General features: G+C 64.8%; 11 protein-coding genes. 7 read left to right on the top strand and 4 right to left on the bottom strand.

The annotated features are described in order from the left end of the window. Nucleotides 1-10: 10 nt before the first annotated feature. The gene (locus RTH46_RS24395) at nucleotides 11-3,190 is read left to right on the top strand and encodes an efflux RND transporter permease subunit (protein WP_153787667.1); all 3,180 of its coding nucleotides are present in this window, start codon (nucleotides 11-13) and stop codon (nucleotides 3,188-3,190) included. Then, nucleotides 3,187-4,602 carry a TolC family protein gene (locus RTH46_RS24400; protein WP_316906830.1) on the top strand — a complete coding sequence of 472 codons (1,416 nt, stop codon included), beginning with the start codon at nucleotides 3,187-3,189 and terminating at the stop codon, nucleotides 4,600-4,602. The genes RTH46_RS24395 and RTH46_RS24400 overlap by 4 nt, the downstream gene beginning before the upstream one ends. Before the next feature lie 495 nt (nucleotides 4,603-5,097). Here the strand turns inward: RTH46_RS24400 and RTH46_RS24405 are convergent, their stop codons facing one another. From RTH46_RS24405 to RTH46_RS24420, 4 genes are read right to left on the bottom strand one after another with little or no spacing between them, the layout of a single operon-like run. Further along, on the bottom strand, nucleotides 5,098-5,826 hold the full coding sequence (locus RTH46_RS24405) for an amino acid ABC transporter ATP-binding protein (protein ID WP_316906831.1): 729 nt from the start codon (nucleotides 5,824-5,826) through the stop codon (nucleotides 5,098-5,100). Beyond that, on the bottom strand, nucleotides 5,813-6,463 hold the full coding sequence (locus tag RTH46_RS24410; RefSeq protein ID WP_316906848.1) for an amino acid ABC transporter permease: 651 nt from the start codon (nucleotides 6,461-6,463) through the stop codon (nucleotides 5,813-5,815). Before RTH46_RS24410 ends, RTH46_RS24405 begins: the two co-directional genes overlap by 14 nt. Then, nucleotides 6,460-7,125 carry an amino acid ABC transporter permease gene (locus RTH46_RS24415; protein WP_316906832.1) on the bottom strand — a complete coding sequence of 222 codons (666 nt, stop codon included), beginning with the start codon at nucleotides 7,123-7,125 and terminating at the stop codon, nucleotides 6,460-6,462. Before RTH46_RS24415 ends, RTH46_RS24410 begins: the two co-directional genes overlap by 4 nt. 9 nt (nucleotides 7,126-7,134) lie before the next feature. Continuing rightward, complete coding sequence (locus RTH46_RS24420) at nucleotides 7,135-7,923, bottom strand: transporter substrate-binding domain-containing protein (protein ID WP_153788115.1); 789 nt, start codon at nucleotides 7,921-7,923, stop codon at nucleotides 7,135-7,137. A gap of 274 nt (nucleotides 7,924-8,197) precedes the next feature. Here RTH46_RS24420 and RTH46_RS24425 point away from each other — a divergent pair, with 274 nt between their 5' ends. From RTH46_RS24425 to RTH46_RS24445, 5 genes are all read left to right on the top strand, one after another. Continuing rightward, the gene (locus RTH46_RS24425) at nucleotides 8,198-8,902 is read left to right on the top strand and encodes a FadR/GntR family transcriptional regulator (protein ID WP_153788114.1); all 705 of its coding nucleotides are present in this window, start codon (nucleotides 8,198-8,200) and stop codon (nucleotides 8,900-8,902) included. A gap of 373 nt (nucleotides 8,903-9,275) precedes the next feature. Beyond that, complete coding sequence (locus tag RTH46_RS24430; RefSeq protein WP_316906833.1) at nucleotides 9,276-10,685, top strand: circularly permuted type 2 ATP-grasp protein; 1,410 nt, start codon at nucleotides 9,276-9,278, stop codon at nucleotides 10,683-10,685. A gap of 3 nt (nucleotides 10,686-10,688) precedes the next feature. Beyond that, nucleotides 10,689-11,639, top strand: coding sequence for an alpha-E domain-containing protein (locus tag RTH46_RS24435; RefSeq protein ID WP_125463716.1), 951 nt, complete (start codon nucleotides 10,689-10,691; stop codon nucleotides 11,637-11,639). Next, entirely contained in the window at nucleotides 11,636-12,433 is a 798-nt protein-coding gene (locus tag RTH46_RS24440) for a transglutaminase family protein (protein ID WP_316906834.1), read from the top strand. Before RTH46_RS24435 ends, RTH46_RS24440 begins: the two co-directional genes overlap by 4 nt. A 68-nt stretch (nucleotides 12,434-12,501) precedes the next feature. Further along, nucleotides 12,502-13,233: a proteasome-type protease gene (locus RTH46_RS24445; RefSeq protein ID WP_153788110.1), complete on the top strand. Its 732-nt coding sequence runs from the start codon at nucleotides 12,502-12,504 to the stop codon at nucleotides 13,231-13,233. Nucleotides 13,234-13,385: the final 152 nt, after the last annotated feature.

Genomic DNA, 13,385 nt, shown 5'->3' on the forward strand with positions numbered 1-13,385 from the left:
GACAACACCGATGAACTTCTCGAAATTCTTCATTACCCGGCCGATCTTCGCCGCGGTGCTGTCGCTGGTGCTGCTGATCGCGGGCTCGATCTCGCTGTTCCAACTGCCGATCAGCGAATACCCCGAAGTGGTACCGCCCACCGTGGTGGTGCGCGCCAACTTCCCCGGCGCCAACCCCAAGGTAATCGGCGAAACCGTCGCCGCGCCGCTGGAACAGGCCATCACCGGTGTCGAGAACATGCTCTACATGTCCTCGCAGTCCACCGCCGACGGCAAGCTCACCCTGACCATCACCTTCGCCCTGGGCACCGACCTGGACAACGCCCAGGTGCAGGTGCAGAACCGCGTCACCCGTACCCAGCCGAAGCTTCCGGAAGAAGTGACGCGTATCGGTATCACCGTCGACAAGGCCTCGCCCGACCTGACCATGGTCGTGCACCTGACCTCGCCGGATAACCGCTACGACATGCTCTACCTGTCCAACTACGCCATCCTCAACATCAAGGACGAGCTGGCTCGCCTGGGTGGTGTGGGCGACGTGCAACTGTTCGGCATGGGCGATTACTCGCTGCGGGTATGGCTCGACCCGAACAAGACCGCTTCGCGCAACCTGACCGCCAGCGATGTGGTGGCCGCGATCCGCGAACAGAACCGCCAGGTCGCCGCAGGCCAGCTGGGCGCACCACCCGCCCCCGGCTCCACCAGCTTCCAGCTGTCGATCAACACCCAAGGCCGCCTGGTCAACGAGGAAGAGTTCGAGAACATCATCATCCGTGCTGGTGCCGACGGTGAAATCACTCGCCTGAAGGACATCGCCCGGGTCGAGCTAGGCTCCAGCCAGTACGCCCTGCGCTCGCTGCTGAACAACCAGCCGGCCGTGGCCATCCCGATCTTCCAGCGCCCAGGCTCCAACGCCATCGAGATCTCCGACGAAGTGCGGGCGAAAATGGCCGAGCTGAAGAAGGACTTCCCCGAAGGCATGGACTACAGCATCGTCTATGACCCGACCGTGTTCGTCCGTGGCTCCATCGAAGCGGTGGTGCACACCCTGTTCGAAGCGCTGATCCTGGTGGTACTGGTCGTCATCCTGTTCCTGCAAACCTGGCGCGCCTCGATCATCCCGTTGCTGGCCGTGCCGGTGTCGCTGATCGGTACCTTCGCGGTGATGCACCTGTTCGGCTTCTCGCTCAACGCGCTGTCGCTGTTCGGGCTGGTGCTGGCCATCGGTATCGTGGTGGACGACGCCATCGTGGTGGTGGAGAACGTCGAGCGCAACATCGGGCTGGGCCTGAAACCGCTGGAAGCCACGCAAAAGGCCATGAGCGAAGTGACCGGGCCGATCATCGCCACGGCGCTGGTGCTGTGCGCGGTGTTCGTGCCGGCGGCGTTCATCTCTGGCCTTACCGGGCAGTTCTACAAGCAGTTCGCCCTGACCATCGCCATCTCCACCGTGATCTCGGCGTTCAACTCGCTGACCCTGTCGCCGGCCCTGGCCGCCGTGCTGCTCAAGGACCACCACGCACCCAAGGACCGTTTCTCGCGGTTCCTGGAAAAACTGCTGGGCAGCTGGCTGTTCGCCCCGTTCAACCGCTTCTTCGACCGCGCCAGCCATGGCTACGTCGGTGGCGTGCGCCGGGTCATCCGCTCCAGCGGCATCGCTTTGTTCGTCTATGCCGGCTTGATGGGCCTGACCTACCTGGGCTTCTCGACCACCCCGACCGGCTTCGTCCCGGCCCAGGACAAGCAGTACCTGGTGGCCTTCGCCCAGTTGCCGGACGCGGCCAGCCTCGACCGCACCGAGGCGGTGATCAAGCGCATGAGCGAGATCGCCCTCAAGCAACCGGGCGTGGCCGATTCGGTGGCCTTCCCGGGCCTGTCGATCAACGGTTTCACCAACAGCCCCAACAGCGGCATCGTGTTCACCCCGCTCAAGCCGTTTGACGAGCGCAAGGACCCGAGCCAGTCGGCGGCGGCCATCGCGGCAGCCTTGAACGCCCAGTTCGCCGATATCCAGGACGCCTACATCGCGATCTTCCCGCCACCGCCGGTACAAGGCCTTGGCACCATCGGCGGCTTCCGCCTGCAGATCGAGGACCGTGGCAACCTGGGCTACGAAGCGCTGTACAAGGAAACCCAGAACATCATCGCCAAGAGCCACAACGTGCCGGAACTGGCGGGCCTGTTCACCAGCTACCAGGTCAACGTGCCCCAGGTCGATGCCGCCATCGACCGGGAAAAGGCCAAGACCCACGGCGTGGCGATCACCGACATCTTCGACACCCTGCAGGTCTACCTGGGTTCGCTGTACACCAACGACTTCAACCGCTTTGGCCGCACCTACCAGGTCAACGTCCAGGCCGAGCAGCAGTTCCGCCTCGACGCCGAGCAGATCGGCCAGCTGAAGGTGCGCAACAACCTGGGCGAGATGATCCCGCTGGCGACCTTCCTCAAGGTCAGCGATACCTCGGGGCCTGACCGCGTCATGCACTACAACGGCTTCATCACCGCCGAGATCAACGGCGCCGCAGCCCCTGGCTACAGCTCCGGCCAGGCCGAGGCGGCGATCGAGAAACTGCTCAAGGAAGAGCTGCCCAACGGCATGACCTTCGAGTGGACCGACCTGACCTACCAGCAGATCCTCTCGGGCAACACCGCGCTGTTCGTGTTCCCGCTGTGCGTACTGCTGGCGTTCCTGGTGCTGGCGGCCCAGTACGAGAGCTGGAGCCTGCCGCTGGCGGTGATCCTGATCGTACCGATGACCCTGCTGTCGGCCATCACCGGCGTGATCATCTCGGGTGGCGACAACAACATCTTCACCCAGATCGGTTTGATCGTACTGGTGGGCCTGGCGTGCAAGAACGCGATCCTGATCGTCGAGTTCGCCAAGGATGAACAGGCCAAGGGCCTCGACCCGCTGGCCGCGGTACTGGAAGCCTGCCGCCTGCGCCTGCGGCCGATCCTGATGACCTCGATCGCCTTCATCATGGGTGTGGTGCCGCTGGTGTTCAGCTCCGGTGCCGGCTCGGAAATGCGTCACGCCATGGGTGTGGCGGTGTTCTCGGGGATGATCGGGGTGACCGTGTTCGGCCTGTTCCTGACCCCGGTGTTCTTCTTCCTGATCCGCCGCTTCGTCGAGCGTCGCCAGGCCCGCAAGGCCGAGCGCGCACTGCCGCTGGAGAACCATGCATGAACCTGCTCAAACCCCTGACCCCGAGCCTGTTGGCGCTGGCCCTGGCGGCCTGCGCCGTGGGCCCGGACTACAAGGCCCCGGCCACGGAGCCTGCCAAGCTCGACAGCAGCCTTGAAGCCAAGGCCTTCGACCGCAGCCGCTTCGAGAGCCTGTGGTGGAAGCAGTTCGACGACCCGGTGCTGAACCAGCTGGTGCAGGCTTCGCTGGACGGCAACCGTGACCTGCGCATCGCCTTCGCCCGCCTGAAAGCGGCGCGGGCGATCCGCGACGACGCCGCCAACGACCAGTTGCCGGTGGTCACCAGCCACGCCAGCAGCGACCTGGGCAAAGGCCAGATCCCCGGCCAGACCGAGCGCCGGGTCAACAGCGAGCGTTACGACCTGGGCCTGGACATGGCCTGGGAGCTCGACCTGTTCGGCCGTATCCAGCGCCAGATCGAAGCCAGCGAAGCGCAGGAAGCGGCCGCCGAGGCCGACCTGCAGCAGCTGCAGGTCAGCTTGATCGCCGAGCTGGTGGATGCCTACGGTCAATTGCGCGGCGCCCAGCTGCGCGAGCAGATCGCCGTGGCCAACCTCAAGACCCAGCAGCAATCGCGCGACATTACCGTGACCCTGCGTGACACCGGGGTCGGCAACGAGCTCGACGTGGTGCGCGCCGATGCCCGCCTGGCCGGTGTCGAAGCCACCGTGCCGCAGTTGCAGGCGGTGCAGGTGCGGGCGAAGAACCGCATCGCCACCCTGCTCGGCCAGCGCCCGGACGCCCTGAGCGTGGACCTGTCGCCCAAGGCCCTGCCGGCCATCGCCAAGGCCCTGCCGGTGGGCGACCCCGGCGAGCTGCTGCGCCGCCGCCCGGATATCCGCAGCGCCGAACGCCAGCTGGCCGCGGCCACCGCCAATGTGGGCGTGGCCACCGCCGACCTGTTCCCACGGGTGAGCCTGAGCGGGTTCCTCGGTTTCACCGCCGCGCGCGGCTCGCAGATCGGCTCGGCCGCCTCCAACGCCTGGGCGCTGGGCCCGAGCATCACCTGGGCGGCGTTCGACCTGGGCAGCGTGCGTGCGCGCCTGCGTGGCGCCAAGGCCGATGCCGACGGCGCACTGGCCAACTATGAGCAGCAAGTGCTGTTGGCCCTGGAAGAGTCGGCCAACGCCTTCAGCGACTACGGCAAGCGTCAGCAGCGTTTGCTGGCGCTGATGCGCCAGAGCGATGCCAGCCGCAAGGCTGCCGAGCTGGCCTCGGTGCGTTACCGCGAAGGGACGGTGGATTACCTGGTGCTGCTCGACGCCGAGCGCGAACGCCTGAGCGCCGAAGACGCCCAGGCCCAGGGCGAGGTCGAGTTGTACAGCGGCATCGTGGCGATCTACAAGGCCCTGGGTGGTGGCTGGCAGCCGGAGGTGGTGGCCAGTACGCGTTGAGTGACCGATTGAATTGAAAGCTCCTTTGGTTGGATCCTCCCCCAACCGTTTGCCCCGATGGCCTTGGTTGTCGGGGCTTTTTTGTGGGGTGGGGATTGAGGGATGGCTGCCAGGTGCATGTCGAAAGATTGGGTCAGGGCCACCAGGTGCCCGCCACAACCCTTGCAGCGCCTATGAGATCGAGCGCCGCCCGCGCGGCGCTTCGCGGGTAAACCCGCTCCCACAGTTTGTTTCGGGCCAGTCTCTCCTGTGCCATCACCTGGTCCGCCTTGTTGGTACGACGCGGTTTCGGTGTGGGCGTTGCCGCCGCCCCACATGACTCAAGGCATGCACCAAGGCGGGCTGCGGTACCCTCACAGGAATAATTGGCCCGAAATAAACTGTGGGAGCGGGTTTACCCGCGAAGCGCCGCGCGGGCGGCGCTCGATCTCATAGGCGCTGCAAAATCATCGGCGAGCACTTGATGGCCCCCATGCAATCCCAAGCCAGCCCCGACTACCCCACACTCCCGATAAAATTCGCCAGCTCCGCCGTCTTCGGCGCATCGAACAAGGTCTTCGGGTCACCCACCTCATGCACCTTGCCCTGGTGCATGAACACCAGCTTGTCCCCCACCTCCCGGGCAAAGCGCATTTCATGGGTGACCATCACCAACGTCATGCCCTCCTTGGCCAACCCCCTCACCACGCCGAGCACTTCACTCACCAGCTCCGGGTCGAGCGCCGAGGTGATCTCGTCGCACAACAGCACCTTGGGCGACATCGCCAGCGCCCGGGCAATCGCCACGCGCTGTTGCTGGCCGCCGGACAACTGGTCGGGGTAGGCATCGAACTTCGCTTCCAGCCCTACCCGCTCCAGCATCTTGCGCGCCAGTTGCCGGGCCTCGGCCTTGGCCGTCTTCTTCACCAACTGCGGCGCCAGCATCACGTTCTCGCCCACGCTCAGGTGCGGGAACAGGTTGAACTGCTGGAAGATCATCCCGACTTTCTGGCGCAAGCTGCGCAAGTCGGCGCGGGCCGCGTCCAGGTACTCGCCGTCGACTTCGATCACCCCGTCATTGATCGACTCCAGCCCGTTCAGTGTGCGCAGCAAGGTGCTCTTGCCCGAGCCGCTACGGCCGATGATCGCCACCACTTCGCCTTCCTCGATGCGCAGGTCCACGCCCTTGAGCACGTGGTTGTCACCGTAGTACTTGTGCAACGCAGAAACGCTAACCAGCGACATGCAGCCTCCTCTCCAGGTGGCGGGCACCCAGCGACAGTGGAAAACACAGGATGAAATAGCCCAGCGACACCAGGCCGTAGATCAGGAAAGGTTCGAAAGTGGCGTTGGCCAGCATGCCGCCGGTCTTGGTCAATTCGGTGAAGCCGATGATCGAGGTCACGGCCGTGCCCTTGACCACCTGCACCGAAAAGCCCACGGTCGGCGCCAAGGCCAGGCGCAGCGCCTGGGGCAGCACCACATGGCGCAGTTGCTCGCCGCGACTGAGCGCCAGGCTGGCGCTGGCCTCCCACTGCCCGCGCGGGATCGACTCCACGCAACCGCGCCAGATTTCGGCGAGGAACGCACTGGTGAACAGCGTCAGTGCCACCGCCGCCGCCGCCCAGGCCGACACATCGATGCCGAACAGGGCGATGCCGAAGAACACCATGAACAGCTGCATCAGCAGTGGCGTGCCCTGGAACAGCTCGATGTAGCCACGGGCCGCCAGCCGCAAAAAACCGTTGTCGCTGATCCGCGCCAGCAGCATCAACAGGCCCATGACGCCCCCGCAGACGAACGCCACCAGCGACAACAGCAAGGTCCATTGCAACCCGGTAAGCAGGTTGCGCACGATGTCCCACAAGGTGAAATCCATCAGCGTCTCCCCACGATCACGCGCCGGCCAAACAGGTTCAGCAATTGCCGAACGCCAATGGCCATGGCCAGGTACAGCAAGGTAGTGAACAGGTAGGTTTCGAACGCGCGAAAGTTACGCGACTGGATGAAGTTGGCCGCGAACGACAGCTCTTCGGTGGCGATCTGCGAACACACCGCCGACCCCAGCATGACAATGACGATCTGGCTCGACAGCGCCGGCCACACCTTGGCCAGGGCCGGCCGCAGGATCACGTGGCGGAAGGTCTCGAAACGCGTCATCGCCAGCGCCGAGGCGGCTTCCAGCTGCCCGCGCGGGATGGCCTGGATGCCGGCGCGGATGATCTCGGTGGAATAGGCGCCGAGGTTGATCACCATGGCCAGCACCGCCGCCTGCCATTCGGTCATGCGCACGCCAAGGGCCGGCAAGCCGAAGAAGATGAAGAACAGCTGGACGATGAACGGCGTGTTGCGGATCAGCTCCACATACACCCCGAACAGCCAGTTGAACGGCCGCAGCTGCCAGGCCCGCACCACCGCGCCGAGGATGCCCAGAGCAACGCCTGCGAGGGTGCCGATCACGGTCAGCTCGAGGGTGAACAGCGCGCCCTTGAACAGCAGGTCGCCCTGCTGCATGGCGGCAGCGAAATCGAATTGATAGGCCATGGTTCAAGGTCACTCGAAATCGGCGGGCAACGGTTGCTTGAGCCACTTCTCTGCATTGCGCCCAAGGCTGCCGTCGGCCTTGGCCTGCACCAGGATCTCATCGACCTTGGCGCGCAGCGCCGGCTGCTCCTTGGCCATGCCCACGTATACCGGCGAGTCCTTGAGCTTGAGTTTGAGCACCGGCACCTTGGCCGGGTTCTTCGCCGCGATGGCCGACATCACCACGCTGCCACTGGCGATCAGGTCGACCTGCCCGGACAGGTAGGCGGCGATGGTCGAATTGTTGTCTTCGAAGCGCTTGATGGTCGCGCCTTGCGGGGCCACCGCGCTGAGCTCCATGTCTTCGATGGCGCCACGGGTGACGCTGATGGTCTTGCCGTTGAGCGCATCGAGGGTGTCGATGCTGCTGGCTTCGGGGCCGAACACTCCAAGGTAGAACGGCGCGTAGGGTTTGGAAAAGTCCACGACCTTCTCGCGCTCCGGATTCTTGCCCAGGCTCGAGATCACCAGGTCGACCTTGCCAGTGGTGAGGAACGGGATGCGGTTGGTGCTGTTGACCGGGGTGAGGGCCAGCTTTACCCCGAGCTTGTCGGCCAACAGCTGCGCGGTATCGATGTCCAGGCCGCGCGGTTTCAGGTCGGGGCCGACCGAGCCGAACGGAGGGAAGTCCTGGGGCACGGCGACCTTCAGCACGCCGCGCTGGCTGATGTCGCTGAGGGTGTCGGCGTGGGCGACGGTTTGCATCAGGGCACTGCCACACAGCAGTGTGGCCAGCAGGCATTTGCGCAGGTTGTTCATGGTCATGACCTCAGGTGGCGATGGGCTGGTGTTTGCCGAGCCCTTGCAGCCGACGTGCCATAACGCCCGCAAATCCGGGCAATTCGGCTGCAGGCCTTGTGCCTGGCGGTATTACTGGTCTGAACAGTTGGCCGTCACAGGGCCCGGCAACCCGAACAAAAATCCCCGTTAAATGGCAGCGAGCAAGCCTTTGCACCAGCACAGGGCCAAACTTGCATGCACGGTGAAGAACGTCGTAAAACGGCAGCTTCTTTGACTGGATGGGTCTGTACCGATGCTCGATGCCCCCCTTCGCGGCGCCGTTCCCGAACTCGCTTTGCAGGCCATCCAGCGCCTGATCGACGAGGGTGCCTACCAGCCGGGCGACGCCCTGCCCGCGCAACGCGAACTGGCGCAGAACCTGGGGGTCAGCCGTGCGTCGCTGCGTGAGGCCTTGTCGTCCTTGAGTGCCATGGGTGTGGTCAGCGTGCAGCCGGGCAAAGGAGTGTTCGTCAAGGCGCCGAAAGCTGAACAGCCAAGCTCGACTTCAGGGTTTGCCTGGCCGTTCGAAGCCCAGGTATCGGCCGCCGATACCTTCCAGTTGCGCTATGTGCTCGAAGGCTTTGCCGCAGGCCAGGCTGCCAATGGCCTGACCACCGAGGCCCTCGATGCCCTGGCGGAGAATGTCGAAGCCATGGGCATCGAGTTGAAGGCGCGCAACTTCGAAGCGGCGGCGCGCCTGGACTTCGCCTTTCATCGGGGCATTCTCGAGGCCAGTGGCAACCTGGCGATGCTGCAGATCATCATGGCCAGCGAGGCCATTTACATAGAGAGCCAGAAGTTGCCATTCATTCGCCCGGAACGGGCCATGGAAACCTGGAAAGAGCATAAAAAGATCCTCAATGCGCTGGCCAGGCATTCAGCCCCGGCCGCGCAGAAAGCGATGCAGGAACATATCCGCAGTGCCGCCTTGCGCACTGGGATCGTATTCTCGGCCTGAACGGCCGCCCTCCCCGTATTGGTTCAAAAACACCGGCGCTGCCCTGCCGCGCCCCGTTTTGGCGCGGGCCTGCCTTGCAGGCCGCAAGCCTCCCCCGGCCAAAAGCGTCGCGTTATTGAATAAATAAAGCGCGCCAGCGATTGTTTTTAACAATTATCAGCTGATTCACGGCTTATTGGATTTCCGGCACTTCCATTGCAAAGACTTTGTTTACCTGCGCCACGCATCGCCCGTTCGACGCGCAGCAGGAAGTTGTCAACGCACACTGAGGTGCCGATAAAAACCAGAACTCATCATCGCTCGCAGGATCTCGCATCGTGAAATAGCCAAGTTGCAGGAAAATGCCGTGGGTTTGTGCGGCAAGGAGTGCGGTATGTCCCGAGCTTTTTTCAATGAAATGTATGACGCCGACGGTGCCTGCCGTCCCCACTACCAGCCATTCGCCCACTGGCTGGCAGACACCCCGCCCGAGCTGCTGGCGCAGCGCCGCCGCGAAGCGGACTTGCTGTTCCACCGCGCCGGCATCACTTTCACCCTGTACGGCGACGAACAGGGCACCGAGCGCCTGATCCCCTTCGACATCATCCCCCGCAGCATCAAGGCCAGCGAATGGCAGAAGGTCGAGCGCGGCTGCATCCAGCGGGTGCAGGCGTTGAACCTGTTCCTGGCCGACGTCTACCACGACCAGCACATCCTCAAGCAAGGCATCATCCCGGCCGAGCAGGTGCTGGCCAACGAGGGCTACCAGATCGCCATGCAAGGCCTGGACTTGCACCGCGATCTCTACGCCCACATCGCCGGCGTCGACCTGGTGCGCGACGGCGACGGCAGCTATTACGTGCTCGAAGACAACCTGCGCACGCCCAGCGGCGTGAGCTACATGCTCGAAGACCGCAAGATGATGATGCGCCTGTTCCCCGAGCTGTTCGCCAGCCAGCGGGTGGCGCCCATCGACCACTACCCCAACCTGCTGCTCGACACCCTCAAGAGCGCCAGCCCGCTGGACAACCCCACCGCCGTGGTGCTGACCCCGGGCCGCTTCAACAGCGCCTACTTCGAGCATGCCTTCCTGGCCCGCGAGATGGGTGTGGAACTGGTGGAAGGCGCCGACCTGTTCGTGCGCGACGACCATGTGTTCATGCGCACCACCGCAGGCCCCAGGCAGGTGGACGTGATCTACCGGCGCCTCGACGATGCCTACCTCGACCCGCTGTCGTTCAACCCCGACTCGATGCTGGGGGTGCCCGGCCTGATCGCGGCCTACCGCTCGGGCAACGTGGTGCTGGCCAATGCCGTGGGTACCGGCCTGGCCGACGACAAGTCGATCTACCCCTATGTCGACGCGATGATCCGCTTCTACCTCGACGAGGAGCCGATCCTCAACAACGTGCCGACCTGGCAGTGCCGCAACCCCAAGGAGCTGTCCCACGTGCTGGCCCACCTGCCGGAGCTTGTGGTCAAGGAAACCCAGGGTTCCGGCGGCTACGGCATGCTGGTCGGGCCGGCGGCCACGGCGGCACAGATCGAAGACTTCCGCGCGCGCCTCAAGGCCCGTCCCGAGGCCTATATCGCCCAACCCACCCTGAGCCTGTCGACCTGCCCGACCTTCGTCGAGAACGGCATCGCCCCACGCCATATCGACCTGCGCCCCTTCGTGCTGTCGGGCAGCGAAACCCGCCTGGTACCCGGCGGCCTGACCCGGGTGGCGCTGCGCGAGGGCTCGCTGGTGGTGAACTCGTCCCAGGGCGGCGGCACCAAGGACACCTGGGTAGTGGAGGACTGACACATGCTTTCAAGAACCGCTTCGGACCTCTACTGGATGTCCCGCTACCTGGAGCGCGCCGAGAACCTGGCGCGCATGCTCGAAGTCAGCTATTCGCTGTCGCTGATGCCCCAGGCCGGGCGCAGCGACGGCCGTGCCGAGCTGGCCATGTCGCTGCTGGCGGCCGGCACCCTGGATGACTACAACCAGCGCCACGCTGAGCTCGACACCGCGCGCATGCTGCATTTCTTCGCCTTCGATGAGACCAACCCCGGCAGCATCTACTGCTGCCTGCAGGCGGCGCGCACCAATGCCCATGCGGTACGCGGGCGGATCACCGGCGACATGTGGGAGAACATCAACGCCACTTGGCTGGAGATGCGCAACATCGCCAGCAACGGCCTGGCCCGCTATGGCATGAGCCAGTTCTGCGACTGGGTCAAGGAGCGCTCGCACCTGTTCCGCGGCGCCACGGCGGGCACCATCATGCGCAACGACGCCTACTGCTTCATTCGCCTGGGCACCTTCCTCGAGCGGGCGGACAACACCCTGCGCCTGCTGGATGTGCGCTACGAAATGTTCGGCGAGGCATCGGAAGAGGTCAGCGACCACTCGGCCCGTGGCTACTACCAATGGAGCGCGCTGCTGCGGGCGCTGTCGTCGTTCGAGGCGTTCAACGAGATCTACCGCAACGCGCCCAGCGCACGCCAGGTGTCGGAGCTGCTGCTGTTGCGCGCCGATGTGCCGCGCTCGCTGCATGCCTGCATCGAGGAGCTGGACCATATCCTCGCCGGCCTGCCCAGCACCAGTGGCCGCGCCTCGCAGCGCATGGCCGCCGAGCTCAATGCGCGGTTGCGCTACACCGGCATCGACGAAATCCTCGAAGCCGGCCTGCACCCGTGGCTGACCGACTTCATCGAGCGCATTCGCCAGCTCAGCCAGACCGTTCACCACTCTTACCTGGAGGTCGTATGAAGCTCGCCATCCACCACGACACCCGCTACACCTACGCCGACCCGGTGAGCGCCAGCATCCAGTTCCTGCGCCTGACGCCGCAGAGCAATGCCCGCCAGCAGATCCTCGCCTGGCAGGTGCAGATGCCCAAGCAGGTGCGCAGCCAGCTCGACCCCTACGGCAACGTGCTGCACGTGCTGACCCTGGAAGAGCCGCACAGCGCCCTGGCGCTGTGCGCCAAGGGCGAGGTCGAGATCGACTCGACGCTCGAGGTCGAGCACGACGGCCAGTCGCCCTTGCCGTTCCTGCGCACCAGCCGCCTGACCCAGGCCGACGCGGCGCTGCTCGACTTTGCCAGGCAACACTGCGCTAGCCGCCGCGACCGTGCCGCGCTGATCGCGCTGATGGAGCGGCTGGCCGAGCGCATGCCGTACAGCCCAGGGGCGACGGCGGTCGACAGCACTGCCGCCGAGTCCTTCGCCGCCGGTGCCGGCGTGTGCCAGGACCACACCCATGCCTTCTTGGCCTGCGCCCGCAGCCTGGGGATCCCGGCACGCTATGTGTCCGGCTACCTGTGCACCGAGGATGCCAGCCACCTGGCCAGCCACGCCTGGGCCGAGGCCTGGCTGGACGATGGCTGGTACAGCTTCGATGTGACCAACCGCCTGGCCAGGCCCGATCGCCACCTGAAACTGGCGGTGGGCCTGGATTACCTCGACGCCTGCCCGGTACGCGGCATGCGCCGGGGCGGCGGGGCCGAGTCGATGCTCGCGCAGGTCCAGGTCCGGTCGCTGCTGCAAGGCCAGCAACAGTAACGCAAGACCCACACCGACCCCGTCGTTGCAGTGATGCCGGGGTCATTCAACGTACACAGGTAAACCACATGACCTACTGCGTGGCCATGCACCTGGCCGACGGGCTGGTGTTTGTCTCCGATTCGCGCACCAACGCCGGGATCGACCAGATCTCGACCTTTCGCAAACTGTTCATTTTCAGCACTCCCGGCGAGCGGCTGATCGTCCTGCAGAGCGCGGGCAACCTGGCCACCTCGCAGTCGGTGGTCAACCTGCTGCGCCAGCGCTGCAACGGCACGGGCAGCCATCTGCTGAACGTGCGCACGTTGTACGACGCCACCGTGCTGGTGGCCGCCACCATTCGCGAGGTGGTCACCCGTGACCGCAGCCAACTGGCGAGCAAGGTCGACCTGAGCTGCTCGCTGCTGGTGGGCGGGCAGATTGCCGGCGGGCCCATGGGGGTCTACAGCGTGTATCCGCAAGGCAACTTCATTCAGGCCACGGAGGACACGCCGTTCCTGCAACTGGGCGAAAGCAAGTACGGCAAGCCGATCCTCGACCGTAACCTGACCTACCGCACGTCACTGGAAGAGGCATTGCGTTGTGGGTTGATCTCGTTCGACTCGACCATCCGCAGCAACCTGTCTGTGGGCATGCCGCTGGATGTGCTGGTGTATCGCAAGGATGCGTACGGGCCGACGCAGAGTTATCGCATTGGCCAGGATGATCCCTATTACAGCCAGATTCGCAGGCAGTGGTGTGCGGGGTTGCGGGATTTGCTGGCCGAGCTGCCGGCGCCGCCTGGGGAATATATGGGGTGACCGTTCGCGGGTTTTGGTAAACGGCTGCAGATGCTGGGGCTGCTGCGCAGCCCCTGTGGGAGCGGGCTTGCCCCGCGATGGAGTACGAAACGTTCCTGTACCCGATATCAAATACTGTCAAAGATGCCGCGAATTCAGGCTTTGCTGGCGCG

The organism is Pseudomonas sp. zfem004 (assembly GCF_032621715.1).
GTDB classification, from domain to species: domain Bacteria; phylum Pseudomonadota; class Gammaproteobacteria; order Pseudomonadales; family Pseudomonadaceae; genus Aquipseudomonas; species Aquipseudomonas sichuanensis.

Bases quoted from the DNA above. Each gene is read 5' to 3' on its own strand.
- RTH46_RS24395 (WP_153787667.1), top strand. From the start codon at position 11: ATGAACTTCTCGAAATTCTTCATTACCCGGCCGATCTTCGCCGCGGTG.
- RTH46_RS24445 (WP_153788110.1), top strand. From the start codon at position 12,502: ATGACCTACTGCGTGGCCATGCACCTGGCCGACGGGCTGGTGTTTGTC.
- RTH46_RS24400 (WP_316906830.1), top strand. From the start codon at position 3,187: ATGAACCTGCTCAAACCCCTGACCCCGAGCCTGTTGGCGCTGGCCCTG.
- RTH46_RS24440 (WP_316906834.1), top strand. From the start codon at position 11,636: ATGAAGCTCGCCATCCACCACGACACCCGCTACACCTACGCCGACCCG.
- RTH46_RS24430 (WP_316906833.1), top strand. From the start codon at position 9,276: ATGTCCCGAGCTTTTTTCAATGAAATGTATGACGCCGACGGTGCCTGC.
- RTH46_RS24415 (WP_316906832.1), bottom strand. From the start codon at position 7,125: ATGGCCTATCAATTCGATTTCGCTGCCGCCATGCAGCAGGGCGACCTG.
- RTH46_RS24405 (WP_316906831.1), bottom strand. From the start codon at position 5,826: ATGTCGCTGGTTAGCGTTTCTGCGTTGCACAAGTACTACGGTGACAAC.
- RTH46_RS24420 (WP_153788115.1), bottom strand. From the start codon at position 7,923: ATGAACAACCTGCGCAAATGCCTGCTGGCCACACTGCTGTGTGGCAGT.
- RTH46_RS24435 (WP_125463716.1), top strand. From the start codon at position 10,689: ATGCTTTCAAGAACCGCTTCGGACCTCTACTGGATGTCCCGCTACCTG.
- RTH46_RS24425 (WP_153788114.1), top strand. From the start codon at position 8,198: ATGCTCGATGCCCCCCTTCGCGGCGCCGTTCCCGAACTCGCTTTGCAG.